We start from the raw sequence: 18,619 nt of genomic DNA, 5'->3' as shown, positions 1-18,619 counted from the left end.
TTAATGTTTTTTAATGAACATTTTAGTGGTGACATCATCAAATTCTACATCTGCACCTTCCTCCACCACCTCTGCAAATTCGAGGTTTGCAGTTAATGTTTCCGTTTTAATATAGGTTATATTATCGTTCACGGCATCCTCGATCATGCCGTCCTTCTGTAGGGTAACATCTATTGTATCAGTCACTTCAAAGCCTGAATCTTTTCGGAGGTTCTGGATCCTGTTTACCAGTTCCCTGGCAACACCTTCCCTTTTCAACTCCTCACTGATACTAACATCCAGTGCCACAGTTAGATTACCACTGCTGGCTACTAACCATCCTTCTATATCCTGAGAGCTTATTTCTACCTCAGCGAGTGACAAATTAACCATTTTTTCGTTAATGTTTAACTCGATCTCTCCCTCTCTCTCGATCTTTGCAATGTCTTCTGCGGAAAAATTATTCACTGCATTGACAATCAGCTTAATATCCTTACCAAATCTCGGGCCAAGAACTCTAAAGTTAGGTTTTACCTGCTTTACAAGTAGTCCGGAAGCATCATCTATAAGCTCGATCTCCTTAACATTTACCTCCGACTTTATCAGGTCTGCAACCGCCTCAATTTCATGCTTTTGTGCATCATCAAGTACCGGAATCATTACCCTTTGCAAAGGTTGACGCACTTTGATCATTTCCTTCTTCCGTAGTGAAAGTACGAGTGAAGAGATCGTTTGTGCTTTTTCCATTTTGTGCTCCAGGGATTTATCAACAAATTCTGGTTGATAAACCGGGAACTCAGCAATATGTATAGATTCTGAAGTATCTTTTCCTGAGACATTATTCAGATCTTTGAATAGTCTGTCCATAAAAAATGGTGCTACCGGTGCTCCCAGCTTTGCCACAGTCTCCATACAGGTATATAATGTCTGATAAGCTGAAATCTTATCCTGTTCGTAATCTCCTTTCCAGAAACGTCTTCTGCTTAAACGCACGAACCAGTTACTAAGGTTCTCCTGAACAAATTCTGAAATAGCACGGGTTGCTTTTGTTGGCTCATATTCAGCATAGAACCTGTCCACCTTTTCAATAAGTGTATGCAACTCGGAAAGGATCCAGCGATCTATTTCAGGTCTTTTATCAAGATCTACATCTGCTTCAGCATACGTAAAACCGTCAATGTTTGCGTACAGTGTAAAGAACGAATAGGTGTTATATAAGGTTCCGAAGAATTTACGTTGAACTTCCCCAATTCCCTCAATATCAAATTTTAAATTATCCCATGGATTTGCATTGGAGATCATATACCATCTCGTAGCATCCGGACCGTAAACAGCCAAGGTTTCAAATGGATCTGCTGCATTTCCAAGACGTTTGGACATTTTCTGCCCGTTCTTATCCAGTACAAGTCCGTTAGAAACAACGTTCTTATAGGCAACATCATCAAAGATCATGGTTGCGATCGCATGCAGCGTATAGAACCATCCACGTGTCTGGTCCACACCTTCAGCAATAAAATCTGCCTTACGCCATTCATCTTCCACTTTTTCCTTATTCTCGAATGGATAATGCCACTGCGAGTAAGGCATGGAACCGGAATCAAACCAAACATCGATAAGGTCTGCTTCACGTTTCATAGGTTTTCCTGTATCTGAAACCAGCGTGATCCTATCCACCACATTCTTATGAAGATCTACTTTCTCATAGTTCTCTTCACTCATGTCACCAGCTACAAAATCTGAAAATATATCTTTTTCCAGCACTCCGGCCTCAACAGCTTTCGCCATCTCCTCCTTTAATTGCGCTACAGATCCAATAACCTTCACATCCTTGCCATCATCGGTTCTCCAGATAGGTAATGGAATTCCCCAATAGCGGCTACGGCTAAGGTTCCAGTCATTTGCATTGGCCAGCCAGTTTCCAAATCTTCCTTCACCAGTAGACTTTGGCTTCCAGTTGATGCTCTGGTTAAGCTCATGCATTCTGTCCTTGAACTCGGTTACTTTGATAAACCATGAGTCCAGTGGGTAATATAAAATTGGCTTATCTGTTCTCCAGCAATTTGGGTAGCTGTGAACATATTTTTCAACTTTAAAAGCCCTGTTCTCTTCTTTTAATTTAATGGCCAGCTCAACATCTACAGATTTCTCAGGTGCCTGCCCGTCCTCATAATACTCGTTTTTGACATATTTCCCGGCGAACTCTCCCAGCTCGGGTCTAAATTTACCCTGAAGGTCCACCAATGGTACCAAGTTACCATTATCATCCTTTACAAGAAGTGGCGGTACTTCTGGAGAAGCCTGTTTCGCTACCAATGCATCATCTGCACCAAAGGTTGGTGAAGTGTGTACGATTCCCGTACCATCTTCAGTAGTTACGAAATCTCCCGCGATCACACGGAAAGCATTCTCTGGATTGTCGTTAGGTTGCGCATAATCCAAAAGCTGCTCGTATTTTATTTCAACAAGGTCTTTTCCAACAAAACCTTCGCCTATTAAATACGGAATCTTTTTGTCACCTTCAGAATAAGAATTAAGCTCTTCTTCCGAAGAAACCTTGGTGAATTTTTTATCAAATTGTTTTTCAGCCAGATCTTTTGCCACGATGATCGTGATTGGCTCAAACGTATATTGATTATATGTTTTTACGCTTACATACTGGATCTTAGGTCCAACAGTAAGTGCAGTGTTCGATGGTAAAGTCCAGGGAGTGGTAGTCCATGCGATCAGGAAAGCTCCTTCCAGACCAGCACCAACCGGCGCAGCAGAGGAGTCTGTGATCTTAAACATCGCCGTTACCGTAGTATCGGTCACATCCTGGTAAGTTCCTGGCTGGTTAAGCTCATGAGAACTCAAACCAGTTCCTGCCTTTGGAGAATATGGCTGAATGGTATAACCCTTGTAAATTAGATCTTTCTTATATATTTCTGAAAGCAACCACCATACAGTTTCCATGTATTTGGACTTGTATGTGATATATGGATCTGTCATATCCACCCAGTAGCCCATTTTTTTGGTAAGATCGTTCCAGACATCGGTATAACGCATCACGGCATTTTTACATGCCTCATTATACTTCTCAACACTTATCTTTTTACCAATATCTTCCTTGGTAATTCCAAGTTCTTTTTCCACGCCAAGTTCGATAGGAAGACCATGAGTATCCCAACCTGCTTTTCGTTTCACCTGAAACCCTTTTTGAGTTTTATATCTACAGAAAATATCCTTGATAGAACGGGCCATCACATGATGAATTCCTGGAAGTCCGTTTGCAGATGGAGGTCCTTCGAAAAAGATGTAAGATTCCTTGCCTTCGCGAGAACTTATACTCTTTTCGAAAATATCATTCTCTTCCCAGTAATTAAGAATTTCTTCGGCCACTTTAGGCAGGTCAAGACCTTTATATTCAGGGAATTTTGCACTCATTTTCTCCTATTTTCAAATGATGTGCGAAAATAAGGATTTTTAACAAAAGATGATATTATTCTAGGATTAAATACATGTACACTCAGGATCAATTAATTCTGAAATATGAAAGCAAAAAAGCTCTTAAAAATTATAGCTCAGGGCTATGATCAAATTTCTACCTGCTGCAGCAATTCCTGAAGAATAGGTGCGATATCGCTGGTTGGTTATATTTTCGAGAGAAACCGTAGCCAGCCAATTAGGGTTGAGACGGTATTGACCTGTTAAATTAAGTGTATACCATGCCGGTGAATATGGGTTTCCATTAGAATCTGTAGCATATAAATAAGCTTTATCCTGCTCTCCCGGAGCAAGATCTTCAAAGTCAAATTCACCGTTGTACTCTGCAAATAGGTCAAGTTTTAGTTTTCGCTTGTTCCAGACCAGATGCGTACTTCCAAACATTGGTGCTGCATGTCTCAAAGGCACATATTCCCCACCATCATTTTCTTCTCCATAGGTGTAGCTAAATTGCGAGTTCATACGTAAGGCTACCGAAAAATCTATTTCCAGTCCGGCTTCCAGCCCATAAACATAAGCGTTGGCAGCATTTTGTATGGCCTGTACACGACTAGGTTCGCCCTGGTAATCGATCTCGGTAACACCACCCAGATCATAATCTCTTCGAACCATCGCATCATCGAGGTACGTATAATAAGCGGTTAACCCAAGACGAAGATTATCGCTAAAATTGAAGTCGGCACCAACCTCTGTATTATAGGCATATTCCGATTTCAGGTTTGGATTAGGTACTACTACAGATCCAGGTTCAGAATCAAATATTTTACCAATATCATCAATATTTGGAGCACGAAAAGCGGTAGAAAGCCCCAATCTCCAGCCTACAAAATGATTTTGACGCCAGTTAAGCCCAAGACTTCCGGTGAAGGCACCAGTGCTAATATTTGCTTCCTCAAAAGGAAAATCATAAAAACGATCCTCAAATCTTGCGTTCACCAGGATATAATTGTAGCGTAGACCCGACTGCAAAGAAAGATCTTCACTTATTTTCCACTGGTAACTGGAATATACCGCCATGGATTGCCATTTTGAGTCATCTGGATACCTGCTGGCTGTATCTCCGGTTTCTCCATTCTGAATATTTCTGAAAGCTCCTTCGGAAGCAACCGAATTAAGTACATATTCGAAACCATAGAACAATTTACTCTCAGACAATGACTTTTCGAAATCCAGGTTTGCTGAATAAGCATCTACATTTTCTTCCGTAGAAAAAAGGACAGTCTCTCCAAAATCCCGGTCGTTTCTACTTTCCCCAAAATACTGATAAGCACCTGTAAACTGAACTTTATCGTAAAATTCTGAACGGCTGCGATGATTGATTTTCAAATTTCCAAGAAACCAGGTTTGCGGACCATAATACCATTCTGCAGCACGCAAAACACCATCCTTCTTGCGGTTTAGTCGGTCAAACCTCGGGAAATCGGAAGTCTGAGAGTAGACAAGTCCGAGATTAAAATCCCAGTCTTTGGATGGCATATACTTGACCTTTTGCAAGAGGTTGATCTGGTCATATCCTGTAGGTTTCTGAACCAGGGGATCTGGATTTTCCACCATCACATCAATGCCGTTCTGCCTTTCAGCATAATCAGGGCGTAGGTAGTCGTCTGGACCATGTTCTCCCATCTTTAGGTCACCAAAATCTGAATAAGTGATCCCGGTTCTAAAAGCCCAGTTTTCACGTCCTACATTTACATCTGCATGTACCGTATTTTCATTATTAGCAGTGGCAAAACGAGTATAAATGGAGCCTGAAACTGAAGTGCCACCGGTAAAACTAAAATCTGGCTGCAGTGTATAAAAATTCATCACCCCGCCAATAGCATCACTCCCGTAAACCACAGAACCCGGACCAAGAATAACTTCGGCATTCTCTACAATTAATGGATCTACTGAGATCACGTTCTGAAGATTCCCGCTTCGGAAAATGGCAGAATTCATACGCACTCCATCCACGGTGAGTAATAATCTGTTAGTTGAAAAACCTCTTATCATGGGACTTCCGCCGCCTAACTGGCTTTTCTGAACAAAAACCTGTCCCGTACTTTCCAGCAGATCTGCTGAAGTTTGAGGATTCGCCATTAAAATTTCAGATGGAACGATGCTCACGATCTTCTGCGGAATTTCATCTTTTTTCAGCTTAAAACGCGCCGCTGAGAGTGTGATCTGTTCCAGCTGATTTTCACCCGGTTCCAGAACAACGATACTATTATTCTGAAGGATTTCTCTTTTTCTGCGATATACTTCTTTATAGGAAACCGACTTAAAAATAATGACTTCGGTATCTTGAAAATTAGTGATGATCGCTACTCCTTCAATATCTGAAATAGTATATTTTGACTGATCCTGATTGTAAATGGCCACCCCGGCAACAGGTTCACCGGTATCGCTATCCAGAATCCTGATCTCCTGTGCAGAAAGATGGAAATAAGAAAGAAAGAAAAATAGAACTAAGAGTCCTGACCGCATTTATCCAAAAATTTCATTTAACACTCCAAGAGACTTCGGTTTACGAAAACCTTCAATATGCAGTTCAAAATAAAGAAGAAGCATTTTAAGGAAGTCTGTGCGTGAAGCCTGGTTCAATTTTATACTCGATAAGGCATCAAATTCGGTGCCCAATAAATTTTTCAGCAAATTTACAGTATTACCTTCTATGCAATAGTCATTCGTGGGAATTTCCTGGAAAACTCCATCGAGCATATTAAAATATTCAGCTTCTGAAGTAGAATTTTGAGGCTGGAACCCAAGATATCTGGTAAGTTGAAGTAGGAATAACAGATGAAAATTGGCGACTTTTTCCGCAGCATCAAGATATTGCAGGCTATATTCAAGGTAATGGAACAGCGATTCGTTGTTTTCTTCTTCCCTGATACTATTTTTGAGAACTTCAGCCAGGAACATCACCAGCGCCTGTTTAACCGGATGTGTGTGCAAGCTTTGATAATTCGCAATCACTTTTGCTTCTTTCAAATACTCCAGTTTCCCGGTATTTTTATGATTCGCCACGATATCCAGCTGAGTAAGACTTTGGAACATGGAAGCTTTGAATTTACCCCGGCGACTCTTGAGCGCTCCTTTCAGCATATAGGTTCTAAGACCATCAGACAGCGTGTAAAGCTTGACTATAAGATCTGCCTCCCCATATTTTAAAGCACTGATCACGATCGCTTTGGTATGCACCAGCATGCTGAAAGAATTTGTGAGCAATGTATAAAAAAAGCCGCTTTTCAGCGGCTTTAGTCCTATATTTCGAATGCTTAACTATACAACACCCTGTGCTAGCATAGCGTCTGCTACTTTTACAAATCCTGCAATGTTCGCTCCTTTTACGTAGTCCACATAACCATCTTCGGTAGTACCATATTCCACACACGCCTCATGAATATCATTCATGATTTCATGAAGTTTCTTATCTACTTCTTCTGAAGTCCAGTTGTAACGCATAGAGTTCTGAGACATTTCCAAACCTGAAGTTGCAACACCACCGGCATTAGAAGCCTTTCCTGGTGAGAACAATATCTTTTCATTATGGAAAACCTCGATCGCTTCAGGAGTACATGGCATGTTCGCTCCCTCTCCTACACACATACAGCCATTATTGACCAATGCCTGAGCATCTTCTTTATCTAACTCATTCTGAGTTGCACACGGTAATGCGATATCACACTTAATATCCCATGGAGTTTTACCTTCGTGATATTCAGCTCCAGAATATTGATCTACATACTCACTAATTCTACCACGTCTCTCATTTTTGAGCTCCATGATAAACTGAAGTTTATCTGCATCAATACCATCTTTATCGTAGATGAATCCTCCAGAATCAGACATGGTAACAACTTTAGCTCCTAGCTGAGTCGCTTTTTCCGCAGCATACTGTGCAACGTTTCCAGCACCTGAGATTACTATGGTTTTACCCTCTAGCTTCTCTCCTTTGGTTTTCAGCATATTTTGAGCGAAGTATACGTTCCCGTATCCTGTAGCTTCAGGTCTAATCAAAGATCCACCATAGCTAAGACCTTTTCCAGTCAAAATACCTGTAAACTCATTCTGAATTCTCTTGTATTGTCCAAACATGAATCCAATCTCACGAGCACCAACACCAATATCACCTGCAGGTACATCAGCATTAGCTCCAATATGTCTTTGCAATTCAGTCATAAAGCTCTGGCAGAAACGCATTACTTCATTATCAGATTTTCCTTTCGGGTCAAAATCTGATCCTCCTTTACCACCGCCCATAGGAAGTGTTGTAAGGCTGTTTTTGAAAGTCTGCTCAAACGCAAGAAACTTAAGAATACTAAGGTTTACCGATGGATGAAAACGCAAACCACCTTTGTATGGTCCAATCGCTGAGTTCATCTGGATTCTAAATCCTCGATTTACCTGAATATCCCCATTATCATCTAGCCATGGTATTCTAAACATCACAACCCTTTCTGGCTCCACCATGCGCTCCAGAAGCATCTTGTTCTGGTATTTTTTATTCTTTTCAATAAAAGGAATTACGGTTTCAGCCACCTCATGAACCGCTTGCATAAATTCTGGTTCGTTCTGGTTTCTGGTTGACACCTTTTCCAGGAAATTTTTGACATTTTTTTCCATAATGACTGGCGCTATTATTAAATTATAAATTTTTTATCCAAATTATGCTGCAAATATAAATATTCTATAAGGATTACTGGATTCATTCCGTCATTTGATATAAAATTAACTTTTACTTTCAGAGCCTGTTTTCTCAGGCAGTTTATAAATATTATGTTAAAGTAGTTTTGCTATATTTGCTAACGTTGCAAGCTGCATTCAATGAACATCAATAAGGTTTTTCTTCTGTTCTTAATCATCATCCTGGGCTATTCTCAAAATGCTTCAGGACAGCTTAGTTTTTCTAATGAAGTTGGAGTTATTGCAGGTCCTGCCGGATTCTTTACTGATTATGGTGAGCGATGGAATGTAAAAAATAACCTGGATAATGGTGGTTTTGGTGTTGGCCTGGTGCATTATATGAATTTCGCCTTCAAACCAGAATGTAGTTGCAGGCCTACCAGCTTATGGTTTACTAAGTATTTCAGAATTAGAAATGAGATCGATTATTTAAGATCTAACCTGGACCATTATGGTCCGGTGGCAGAAAAAAATAGTTTGGGAGGACAGCAACTTCGGGCAATGCATGGAGAAACTGAAGTTATTGAGGCAGGAACTTCTCTTGAATATCACTTTTTAGGAATAAAAAAAGCCAGGGATTTTGGTTACCTGTTTGCCCCGTATATTTCATTGGGAGTTCATTTTGTGCATTACAGACCTGCCGCGTATTCAGAACTTGGCCCACTAGATAGTCCCAAAGTGCTTTTTGACACCTTTAAGGATGGACTATTTCTGGAACCGGGAAATACCTTTGCCATTCTTGGGAGCGCAGGGTTACGGTACAGGCTTAGTAGGTTCAGTGATCTACAACTGGAAGCCAGAGCTACTTATTATGATACAGATAAGCTGGAAGGCCTGGATGTACAGGGACCACAGAATAAGTTTAATGACTTTGTACTCTGGTTCAATGTAGGTTATATTTATTACCTGGATTTCTAGAATTCCAGTTCAGCAGAGTTCAAAATAGTACCACCTTTTCTAAGAATTTCCAGTTTCATTTTATCAAAACCTTCTTTATCTATAGCCCTGGTCGCATCCTCGATGAGTGTCGTATTAAAACCTTCAGCAATACTATCCAGAACCGAATAGGCTACGCAATAATCTGCCGCCAAACCGGCGAAATATACATTCTGTACACCTTTATCCTTCAGATATCCTGAAAGTCCCGTAGACTTTAAATGTGCATTATCATAAAATCCACTATAGCTATCAATCGCCAGATCTGTTCCCTTTCTAAAAATGGTTTCGATACGATTGGTATCAAGTTCTGGATGAAATTCAGCACCACTGGTATTTTGAACACAGTGATCCGGCCAAAGAACCTGATCAAGTCCGTTTAGCTTAATAAGATCAAAAACCTTCGCATCCTTGTGAGCTGAGGCAAAGCTGGAATGCCCATTTGCATGCCAGTCCTGTGTAGCAATAACGAGATCGAATTTTTTCTGAAGTTCATTAAGCAATGGAACTATTTCATCACCATTCTCTACAGCGAGTGCACCGCCCGGCATAAAATCATTTTGAATATCTATAAGAACAAGCGTCTTCATTATATCTTATTTTTCTGCATTTTGATCAACTGATCCCGTTCCTCTTTCAGCGTTTCGCTAATCCCGATCTTATAGATATGCGGATTGTTAAAACGTTTATATTCTATAGGCAGTTCTGAAAGTCTTGAGATACTATATTCAGAAATTTCACTAAGACTTCTTTTTTCCTGCAGCACCTTTCCTTCCTCCATCACCAGATCCAGCAGAGCTTCCTGCTGATAATGCTTCAGTTTCATGGATTTGTAAGGTTCGAATGGATGATGCATTTCCTCAATTTTGTCCTCATGGTAAAGGCCAATCGCATCTGCTCCAATACACTTCCCGTTCTCATCTTTTATTCTGAAAACCTGCTTTTTATGTGGCAAAGTGATCTTAATGATGCTTTCTGAAATTTTTATTCTTGGTTTACCTGCGGAAAATGCAAGTTTGTAAACCCCATCCAAAGCACCATCTGGATCGCCGGTCACCAGGTTCGTTCCCACTCCAAAAATATCAATAGGAGCTTGTTGCTCCAGTAAACTTTTGATCACATGCTCATCTAACTGATTCGAAGCTGCTATCTTTACATATTCAAGATCAGCTGCATCGAGCATTTTCCTGCTCTCCTTGGCGAAATAACTTAGATCTCCACTGTCAAGCCTAACCGCCATTAATTTTTTACCGCGCTCTTCCATCTCCTTTGCAACCTTGATCGCATTAGGGATACCGCTTTTCAATGTATTATAAGTGTCTACAAGAAGTACGCAATTCTCAGGACGACCTTCAGCGAAGTCCCTAAAAGCCGTCAATTCATCATCATAGCTTTGCACGAAAGAATGAGCCATTGTTCCAGAAACAGGGATATCAAAATCTTTTCCCGCTACCACGTTACTAGTACCATTAAAACCTCCAATGATCGCAGCGCGAGTCGCAAAATATCCTCCACTAGCCTGGGCGCGTCTTAATCCGAAATCCAGCAAAGTCGCGTCTCCGGCTACTAAGCGCATACGGCTTGCCTTGGTAGCAATAAGGGTTTGAAAGTTTAATAAATTGAGAAGAATAGTCTCGATAATCTGGGCCTCGATGATACTTGCTTCCACCTGTAAGATCGGGCGGGTTGGAAATACAATATCACCTTCTTTTACTGAATAGATTTTTCCTTTGAATTGGAAGTCCTTTAGATATTCGAGAAAGTCCTTTTCAAAACCCTGTTCTTTTAAGAATTCAAGATCATCTTCAGAAAATCGAAGCTTCGACAAAATTTCCAGAAGATCCTCAAGTCCTGAAAAGATCGCATATCCACTTTTAAATGGTAATTTTCTAAAGTAATAATCGAAAACTGCCTGCTGGTCTTTGTGACCCTTTTTGAAGTAGACCTGAGCCATGGACAATTGGTACTGGTCTGTATAAGTAGCGGTAAATTGATTCATAGTAAATTCTTGAGTACGATCTAACTTCTAGTTGAATGATCGTTGATCACAAATTTACCAAATTTACGAGTTCATGCCCGGAACTTAGAGAATTTATCTCGATCGCGGGAATGCAATATATTAGTTAAGCTTAATCTTTCAGATCATCTGAGAGGGAAATACGATACTTGCCATTTTCAGAAGGTAGTAGTTTTTCGCTTATCAGCTCTAAAGTATTTCCTTCCTGTATCCACGGAATTTCTTCGGAATTATTCTCAGCATCATATCCGTCGAACCAGGCAAAGTCAATATCCTGGTAATACGAAGTGATCTTTAGCTCATAGATCTCCCCTTTTTTACTCCATTCTATTAAATAGTCGGAATCATTTGGCACCGGCAAAGCTGTTTCAGGATCTCCATTTCCAGAGACATAGATCGTACTAAGATCTGAAGGAGAGAACCAGACATAGGTATTTTCCCATTTGTCACTGTAACTATCAGGATTGACAAGGGCAGCTGGGTTACAACTTGAAAATAACACTAGCATCAAAGTGCTTGCTGAAAGAAAAAAAGCTTTGGCTGTTTTACTTTTTAATTTTCCAGGTGTGGTGGTGTATTTTAAGAATAAATTCTTTAATGGTTTCATCTAAGATCGATTGCAGCAAGCTGAAGTCGAAGTAGATCGGGGTTTTGTAAATCTAGACCATTCTATATGTTGTTCCTAGCGAATAATAAATCCTAACTTAATTTTATAAATAAATTACTTTACACTCCGCCCAAAGACCTGAATTTCCCGGCAAAGAGCTATCTCCTATGCGGTTTTCCATAAATTGAATTTTTACATAAAAGTTCCTAAACTACTTTACCAGAAGTTTGTGAGATCTTTGAATTTGCAGATATCATGACATATTAACGTTTATAGCTACAAATACAAGTTTATCTAATAAAAAAAGCCACATTACTAAATGTGGCTTTTTCATACTAAAACTTCAGGTTTATACCTTTTTATAACTGGAATTGTATTCTTCCATAAGACTCATGATCGCTTTCATTAGATCTTTGGTCTCTAATAATAAGTTGAAGTACAAGGTCGTATTTTTAGGACTGGATTCTTCAGTTCTCGTTCTTGACACTTGTTTTTCGATCTTTTCAGAAATCCTCTGTAGCACTATTTCTTTTTTAGCAACTACTCTACTTATATCCTGGAACTCCCTGTTATTAAATATTACTTCGATCTCTGTAAGCAATTCGCTTAAAATATCATCAATCTCCTTAAGATCTAAAAGCTGATTATATCGGAGCGGTTTGTGATTATTGTTCACATGCTTGTAACTTTTCTTGGAAATATATTCCAGGGATTGAGCAATATCTGTAAGGTGTCCAAGAATAGAAATATAAAAACTACTTCCACGAACACTGGTCTCATCAAGACTTTTGATAAAAAAGAATATCTGGTCTCTGAGATCTTCGATCTCAGATTCAAGTTTTTCCACACCCTTCTTACTCTTCTTCAACTTCTTCTTATCCTGTTTGGATAAGCCTGCAAAGGTATCAGAGAAGATCTTGTTGGATCTGCTTACCACATTAGAAATATTATCAGCACTTTCAAGGATGATCCCCTGAACGGTCTTACTTTCAGATTTTTTCAAGCCAGATTTATCGGCTTTAGCAGTTTCCTTATTCTTGTGTGAGATATAGTTTCTGGCAAGTAATCCTATAGCTGCAATTAAAAGAATGGCAATTGCAGGTCCCTTTCCGAGGAAAATAATATAGGTTAAAATTCCTGCAGCCGAGAAGGCGCTAAATGCAGTGAAGAACCAACCTCCAATTACTTTCAAAACTCCGGCTACACGATATACCGCACTTTCTCTACCCCAGGCTTTATCTGCCAATGAAGTTCCCATAGCAACCATAAAAGTTACATAAGTAGTAGATAAGGGTAATTTATAGGAAGTAGCGATAGAGATTAATACACCGGCTACAGTAAGGTTAATCGCAGCACGGATCATATCAAAAGCAGGTTGTTCTTCAGCTTTATCCCCTATAAGTATATCATCGGGTTTGTTGAAACTGCGACCAATTTTTCTACGCATTCCACCAGGAATAATCACTCTAAAAGTATCAGCAAGCTTGGTTGTTCCTGTCACAAGAGCACGGGAAAGCATATTTGGATCGAACTTTTCAGTTCCATGTCCCTGTCTGGAAAGTCCAATTTCGGTTTCAGCTACAGTCTTTGCTTTCTTCGAAAACCAGAGTGTAAGCACCATAATGGCTCCAGAAATAAATAATAAAATTGGTTCTGCTGGAACTTTATCACGTAACACCTCCATAGAAAATTCCGTAGAGATCTGGCCAGATGCTGCCCAGGCTTCATAAGAGTGATAAGCTGCCATTGGAACCCCAATAAAGTTTACCAGGTCATTCCCTGAGAAGGCAAGAGCAAGACCAAATGTTCCTACTGCAATCACAAAGATGAGGATACTTTTCTTGAAGATTTTCATAAAGAGATAGCTGAAAAGTGTCCAGAACAGGAAACTAACTGCAACTACTGCATAAACTTGTGTAGAAAGTACATCTTTAAAACTATCGTAATAAGGAGTTCCTTTCATCCCTTTGAAAATGATGAAATAACTGATGGCTGCAAGACAGATTCCGCCGAAAATAGAACCAAAATTTTTGATCTTCTTTTCGTATTCAAAAGTGAATACTAAACGGGACAACCACTGTACCAATGCTCCTATGGTAAATGCGATGACGACAGATAGAAATATTCCGGATATAATTTCGGTTGCTTTATCTGTATTTATGTAAGTGGAAAGATCTGCCAGCGTTTGAGTATCTGAAGCTCCAATTTTAATAAGCGCCATTACTACTGCTGCTCCAAGTAATTCGAATACAATGGAAACTGTTGTTGAAGTTGGCATTCCCAGTGTGTTGAAAAAATCCAGCAGGAGAATGTCTGTGATCATTACAGCCATAAATATGATCATGATCTCATCAAAATAGAATTGACCAGGCATGAAAATACCTTTTCTGGCTACCTCCATCATTCCGCTGGAAAAAACAGCACCAATAAAGATCCCTACACTAGCCACGATCATGATCGTTTTAAATGAGATCGCCTTGGAACCAATCGCAGAGTTCAGGAAGTTAACAGCGTCATTACTAACTCCAACCACCAAATCGGCGATGGCAAGAACCACTAATGCAACCAGCATCAACAAGTAAATATTTTCCATTTTATTATGTTTAAAAAGCGGTGCAAGTATCCAACCAAATCGTGGATTTACTGTTACCTAATTGTTAATTTTAAAAGTGAAATTCAAAGCCCGTTCTAAATGAGATAAAATCCTCTACTTCAGCCTGCTTCGAATAATTTATATCTGCCTGTATCTTTAGCTTATGTCCTACAATATATTTGGATCCTCCAAGGGTGTATTGCTCTACGTCATCTACTTCAATAATATCGGAATAGTCGTTTCTTGAATACCTTGCTGCAATTTCATAATTACTTTTGAAAAGGTACGCAGTTTGAAAGTTTATTCCCTGCGCTTCCAGCACCCTGTACTCAGCTGCCTGATTTTCTCCCTGAATTCTGGCAATTGGATCTTCTGCATCACGATATGCATATTCTGCCATTACAGAAAGTCCGCGGTATTTAAAAACGGCATCCAGGAAAAACGTTTGGATGTCTGTTTCATAGAGCGTCCCATCCTCTAACAGCATAAAACTGCCCAGGTTACTTCTAGTTCTTACGGCATCGTTATTAATATCGTAAACTGCTCCCAGCATTAGTTTAGGAGATGGCTCTCTTTCAAGATCTGCCTGGAAATAATCTCCTTTTTCAAGAAATTCTCCGAATGGCAGAAGCTCAAGTCTCCCGGTATATTCCATTCCTCCCTGGCTACCGCTGGTAATATTACGTCCTTCTCCCTGAGAAAATGCCAGCTTCTCTTTAATTACGAATTTTTCTCCCAGTTTGAATTTATGGTGTAGCTGAAGTCCGATATCTCTATCCAGATTAAATCTGCTATTTAGAATGGAGCGGTCTATAAGCTGTAAACTCGCTGAAGAAATAACCCTTTCCACATTTCCAGGAAGTTTGGTCTGTCCCGCCCATAGTTCGAAATTTTTATGAAAATGCCATTTAAGAACTGCGTCGAGAATATATCTTGGCGAATTAGATGTAAACTGATTGGCTCCGGAAATGTCATTATTGGATAGACCAAGTTCGATCTTATAAACCAGTTTTGGCGTAAGGGCGAATCCATCAAATTTTAGTCTTGCTCTTCTAATCAGGAAATTTTGTTCTGGATCCATGTACTCTTCTCCATCGTGATTCCAGGTAGTAAAAGATCTAAACTGAAACCTTGGTGCAAATTTCACGCTAAAGGAACTATCCTTTGCGGTGAAATTAAGCAGGCCTTTTCCAAATTTTGTGTCACTTATTTCCTGAGCTTCAAGTCCCAGTGCGACGAACAGGCACAAAACAAGTGTGCTGAATCTAGTCTTCATTAAATCGTATTATAAGTTTTTGTCGGCGACAAAGAAACAGACTTTATGTTAACTGAATGTTTCCCAAGAGTTAAACCTGAGGTTGGTCTAAGTTAACAAAAAAAGGCTGCCCTGTTTTTACAGGACAGCCTCGCACACTATTATGTAGAGTCGACAAAAACTTATACGATTTTCGTGTGCTTTTGTACACACAAAGAAAGTACAGCGATGTCTCCTTAAGGTCACGCTTATATTAAATAATGTTTAAAAATAGGGTTAGAGAGGAAAGTACAAAAAACAAGAAAGCCACTCGAAAAACGAATGGCTTTGTTGCTCCTCCTCTTGGGCTCGAACCAAGGACCCTCTGATTAACAGTCAGATGCTCTAACCAACTGAGCTAAGGAGGAATGTTTTGCTTTGAAAGCGGTTGCAAATATAAATCAATTTTTAAATGCTGTCAAAACAAATTTCAGATTTTTTTCGAAGAATTTTACTTCGATTACGAATCCTTCAGAAAGTCAATTATTTACAGATCAATAAAATTTTCAGTAATGATGAATTTTATATTTCTATAGCTACTATTAAATAAAAAAACAGCCCCGAAGGACTGATTTATATCTAAAAATTCTTCCGCAGAGATTATTCAAATAACCAGCGGTAAATATCATTTCCATTTGCATAAAGCACCAGCGCAATTAATAAGAAGAAACCAGCCATCTGGGCGATCTCCATAAACTTATCGTTTGGCTTTCTACCTGTAACCATTTCATAGAGCAGGAACATCACATGTCCCCCATCCAGTGCCGGAATTGGCAGGATATTCATAAATGCCAGGATAATTGAAAGTAAGGCCGTGGTATTCCAGAACCCGAACCAGTTCCAGGTATCAGGGAACAAGCCTCCAATGGCTCCGAAACCTCCAAGTTGCGTAGCTCCTTTTTTAGTAAATACATATTTGAACTGGTACACATAATCTCTTAATGTCCAGTAACCGTAATCAAATCCTTTGCTTATGCTTTCGCTAAGACCGTACTTATTGCGTTTGATCTCGATTTCTGAAGCTGGTCCAACACCCAGGTATCCATCCTCATCTGGAGTGATCTCTGTGCTCATGATCTCCCCTTTTCGTTCAAAAACAACTTCAATAGTTTTTTCCTTGTTTTCAAAGGAAGCCGGAGCAATTTCATGCCAGTAACCAATTTCAACATCATTCAGGCTAATAATACTATCTCCTTTTTTAAGACCTGCTTTTGATGCTGCATGTTCTGCAATTACCGTATCAAGTACGGCAGACTGAATTGGAACAAATGGCTGCATTACCCCTTTTTCAAACATCTGTGTCCCTATTTCTTCTGGAACCTCAATAGTTTCTTCTGAACCATCCTGATGTAATACTGTAATATTCTGAACATCTCTCATGAAAAGATGCTTATTGATATCCAGACTATTCTGGAACTCATTTCCATTCACTTCAAGGATCCTGTCTCCATCCTCGAAACCATATTCTTTAAAATCATCGATCACCGCAAATCCATCTGGCATTTCATCGGGCCCTACGTAAGCAGATCCCCAAACGAACATGATCATCATATAAATAAGAAAACCAAGCACAAGGTTTACAGTTACACCACCCAGCATGATGATTAATCGCTGCCATGCCGGTTTGCTTCTAAACTCCCAGGGTTGTGGCGGTTTGGACATTTGTTCCTTATCCATACTCTCATCGATCATTCCCGCGATTTTCACATATCCTCCAAGCGGTAACCAACCAATTCCATAGGTGGTTTCACCAATCTTTTTCTTAAGTAATGAAAATTTCACATCAAAGAACAGGTAGAACTTTTCAACTCTGGTCTTGAATAATTTGGCCGGAATAAAATGACCTAATTCGTGAAGAACAATAAGTAGGGAAAGGCTTAATATTAATTGTATGGCTTTTACTAGAAATGGATCCATCAGCTAACTTCAAATTTTAAATCGCACAAAAGTAAGTTTTTAAAAGCTTCTAGAAAAGTTTAGTTTGATCGAGTAAGCAACCACGAAAAATTCCGCAGAAGAAATTGGACTAATTGAGCCTCAGGCCATAACTTTGTAAAAAATTGCGCCAATGCTTAAGTTCTTTGCCCGCTATAAACCGTTCGCCATTGTACTGGCTGTTCTCTCGGTCATCATCATGTATTTTATTTATACATTACTGAAACCTGAGGAGCGATTACCCGTTTATCAACCAGACATGGTAAATGCTGAACTGGTGGATACCACCGTTCAGTTTGTTAGGAAATATCACAAGATCGCAGATTTTAAACTCGTAAATCAAAATGGTGATACTATTACTGAAGATTTTTATGATGATAAGATCTATGTAGCCGACTTCTTTTTTACCACCTGCCTTACCATTTGCCCGATCATGACAGATCATATGATAGAGATCCAGGAAAAAATTAAGGATGATGAGGACATCTTACTCCTCTCCCATACTGTTTTTCCTGTAACCGACAGTGTTCCCGTCTTAAAAGAATATGCGTTGGAAAAAGGGGTGATGGACGAAAAATGGAACCTGGTAACTGGTGATAAAAAGCAGATCTATGATCTGGCTCGTAAATCTTACCTGGCTACAAAATCTACCGGCGATGGTGGTAAATATGATATGATTCATACCGAAAATTTCGTGCTGGTAGATAAAAAGAAACAAATTAGAGGTTTTTACGACGGTACCCAGCCGGAAGCCATAGAAGATCTCATGCACGATATTGAAATACTGAAGAAAGAGGATCGCTAATTAATTAAGGCTAATCTTTTGTATTGGACCAAATTCCATTACTTTTGCCTTGTTTAAAATCAATCTAAATAAAAATGAAGGTGACGGTTGCAAATCTTAGGCGAGGCCAACGCGGGATCATTAAAGAGTTTTCTGCAGATATGGTCCCCCTGAAATTGCTCGAAATGGGTTGCCTTCCCGGAAACGAAGTAGAACTTGTTCAAACTGCGCCATTCCATGATCCTATGTATTTAAATATAAACGGGAGTCATCTGGCCATTAGAAAAGAGACTGCTTTGCTTATAGAAATCGAATTAATAGGCTAA

At 39.6% G+C, this 18,619-nt stretch carries 13 protein-coding genes and 1 tRNA gene; 3 read left to right on the top strand and 11 right to left on the bottom strand.

The window, feature by feature from the left end:
* From ileS to gdhA, 4 genes are all read right to left on the bottom strand, one after another.
* Entirely contained in the window at nucleotides 1-3,402 is a 3,402-nt protein-coding gene (ileS, locus tag ABVM50_RS04940; protein WP_405200228.1) for an isoleucine--tRNA ligase, read from the bottom strand.
* 123 nt (nucleotides 3,403-3,525) lie between these two features.
* Nucleotides 3,526-5,928: a TonB-dependent receptor plug domain-containing protein gene (locus ABVM50_RS04935; protein ID WP_405200227.1), complete on the bottom strand. Its 2,403-nt coding sequence runs from the start codon at nucleotides 5,926-5,928 to the stop codon at nucleotides 3,526-3,528.
* Entirely contained in the window at nucleotides 5,929-6,648 is a 720-nt protein-coding gene (recO, locus tag ABVM50_RS04930; protein WP_405200226.1) for a DNA repair protein RecO, read from the bottom strand.
* 75 nt (nucleotides 6,649-6,723) lie between these two features.
* Nucleotides 6,724-8,067 carry an NADP-specific glutamate dehydrogenase gene (gdhA, locus tag ABVM50_RS04925; RefSeq protein WP_405200225.1) on the bottom strand — a complete coding sequence of 448 codons (1,344 nt, stop codon included), beginning with the start codon at nucleotides 8,065-8,067 and terminating at the stop codon, nucleotides 6,724-6,726.
* A gap of 201 nt (nucleotides 8,068-8,268) precedes the next feature.
* Here gdhA and ABVM50_RS04920 point away from each other — a divergent pair, with 201 nt between their 5' ends.
* Nucleotides 8,269-9,045: a THC0290_0291 family protein gene (locus tag ABVM50_RS04920; RefSeq protein ID WP_405200224.1), complete on the top strand. Its 777-nt coding sequence runs from the start codon at nucleotides 8,269-8,271 to the stop codon at nucleotides 9,043-9,045.
* Here ABVM50_RS04920 and pncA read toward each other — a convergent pair.
* From pncA to rseP, 7 genes are all read right to left on the bottom strand, one after another.
* Entirely contained in the window at nucleotides 9,042-9,653 is a 612-nt protein-coding gene (gene pncA / locus ABVM50_RS04915; protein WP_405200223.1) for a bifunctional nicotinamidase/pyrazinamidase, read from the bottom strand. The genes ABVM50_RS04920 and pncA overlap by 4 nt on opposite strands.
* Nucleotides 9,653-11,062: a nicotinate phosphoribosyltransferase gene (locus ABVM50_RS04910; RefSeq protein WP_405200222.1), complete on the bottom strand. Its 1,410-nt coding sequence runs from the start codon at nucleotides 11,060-11,062 to the stop codon at nucleotides 9,653-9,655. The genes pncA and ABVM50_RS04910 overlap by 1 nt, the downstream gene beginning before the upstream one ends.
* A 130-nt stretch (nucleotides 11,063-11,192) precedes the next feature.
* Entirely contained in the window at nucleotides 11,193-11,687 is a 495-nt protein-coding gene (locus ABVM50_RS04905; RefSeq protein WP_405200221.1) for a hypothetical protein, read from the bottom strand.
* A gap of 349 nt (nucleotides 11,688-12,036) precedes the next feature.
* The gene (locus ABVM50_RS04900) at nucleotides 12,037-14,280 is read right to left on the bottom strand and encodes an anion permease (protein WP_405200220.1); all 2,244 of its coding nucleotides are present in this window, start codon (nucleotides 14,278-14,280) and stop codon (nucleotides 12,037-12,039) included.
* Nucleotides 14,281-14,350: 70 nt separating this feature from the next.
* On the bottom strand, nucleotides 14,351-15,556 hold the full coding sequence (locus tag ABVM50_RS04895) for a porin (RefSeq protein ID WP_405200219.1): 1,206 nt from the start codon (nucleotides 15,554-15,556) through the stop codon (nucleotides 14,351-14,353).
* 312 nt (nucleotides 15,557-15,868) lie between these two features.
* A tRNA-Asn gene (locus tag ABVM50_RS04890) sits at nucleotides 15,869-15,942 on the bottom strand.
* A gap of 232 nt (nucleotides 15,943-16,174) precedes the next feature.
* Nucleotides 16,175-17,491 (bottom strand): RIP metalloprotease RseP, encoded by a 1,317-nt coding sequence (gene rseP, locus ABVM50_RS04885; protein ID WP_405200218.1) that lies wholly within the window; start codon nucleotides 17,489-17,491, stop codon nucleotides 16,175-16,177.
* Between the two features lie 151 nt (nucleotides 17,492-17,642).
* On the opposite strand from rseP, the gene ABVM50_RS04880 reads away from it, so the two are divergent.
* Nucleotides 17,643-18,314: an SCO family protein gene (locus ABVM50_RS04880; RefSeq protein ID WP_405200217.1), complete on the top strand. Its 672-nt coding sequence runs from the start codon at nucleotides 17,643-17,645 to the stop codon at nucleotides 18,312-18,314.
* Between the two features lie 74 nt (nucleotides 18,315-18,388).
* Nucleotides 18,389-18,619 (top strand): FeoA family protein, encoded by a 231-nt coding sequence (locus tag ABVM50_RS04875; protein ID WP_026914792.1) that lies wholly within the window; start codon nucleotides 18,389-18,391, stop codon nucleotides 18,617-18,619.

It is taken from the genome of Christiangramia sp. LLG6405-1 (assembly GCF_045055805.1).
Taxonomy (GTDB): Bacteria; Bacteroidota; Bacteroidia; order Flavobacteriales; family Flavobacteriaceae; genus Christiangramia.
This window is presented reverse-complemented; position numbering and strand designations above follow the sequence as displayed.

Coding starts and splice junctions, on each gene's coding strand:
- ileS (WP_405200228.1), bottom strand. CDS start 3,402: ATGAGTGCAAAATTCCCTGAATATAAAGGTCTTGACCTGCCTAAAGTG.
- pncA (WP_405200223.1), bottom strand. CDS start 9,653: ATGAAGACGCTTGTTCTTATAGATATTCAAAATGATTTTATGCCGGGC.
- gdhA (WP_405200225.1), bottom strand. CDS start 8,067: ATGGAAAAAAATGTCAAAAATTTCCTGGAAAAGGTGTCAACCAGAAAC.
- ABVM50_RS04880 (WP_405200217.1), top strand. CDS start 17,643: ATGCTTAAGTTCTTTGCCCGCTATAAACCGTTCGCCATTGTACTGGCT.
- ABVM50_RS04935 (WP_405200227.1), bottom strand. CDS start 5,928: ATGCGGTCAGGACTCTTAGTTCTATTTTTCTTTCTTTCTTATTTCCAT.
- rseP (WP_405200218.1), bottom strand. CDS start 17,491: ATGGATCCATTTCTAGTAAAAGCCATACAATTAATATTAAGCCTTTCC.
- ABVM50_RS04905 (WP_405200221.1), bottom strand. CDS start 11,687: ATGAAACCATTAAAGAATTTATTCTTAAAATACACCACCACACCTGGA.
- recO (WP_405200226.1), bottom strand. CDS start 6,648: ATGCTGGTGCATACCAAAGCGATCGTGATCAGTGCTTTAAAATATGGG.
- ABVM50_RS04910 (WP_405200222.1), bottom strand. CDS start 11,062: ATGAATCAATTTACCGCTACTTATACAGACCAGTACCAATTGTCCATG.
- ABVM50_RS04875 (WP_026914792.1), top strand. CDS start 18,389: ATGAAGGTGACGGTTGCAAATCTTAGGCGAGGCCAACGCGGGATCATT.
- ABVM50_RS04920 (WP_405200224.1), top strand. CDS start 8,269: ATGAACATCAATAAGGTTTTTCTTCTGTTCTTAATCATCATCCTGGGC.
- ABVM50_RS04900 (WP_405200220.1), bottom strand. CDS start 14,280: ATGGAAAATATTTACTTGTTGATGCTGGTTGCATTAGTGGTTCTTGCC.
- ABVM50_RS04895 (WP_405200219.1), bottom strand. CDS start 15,556: ATGAAGACTAGATTCAGCACACTTGTTTTGTGCCTGTTCGTCGCACTG.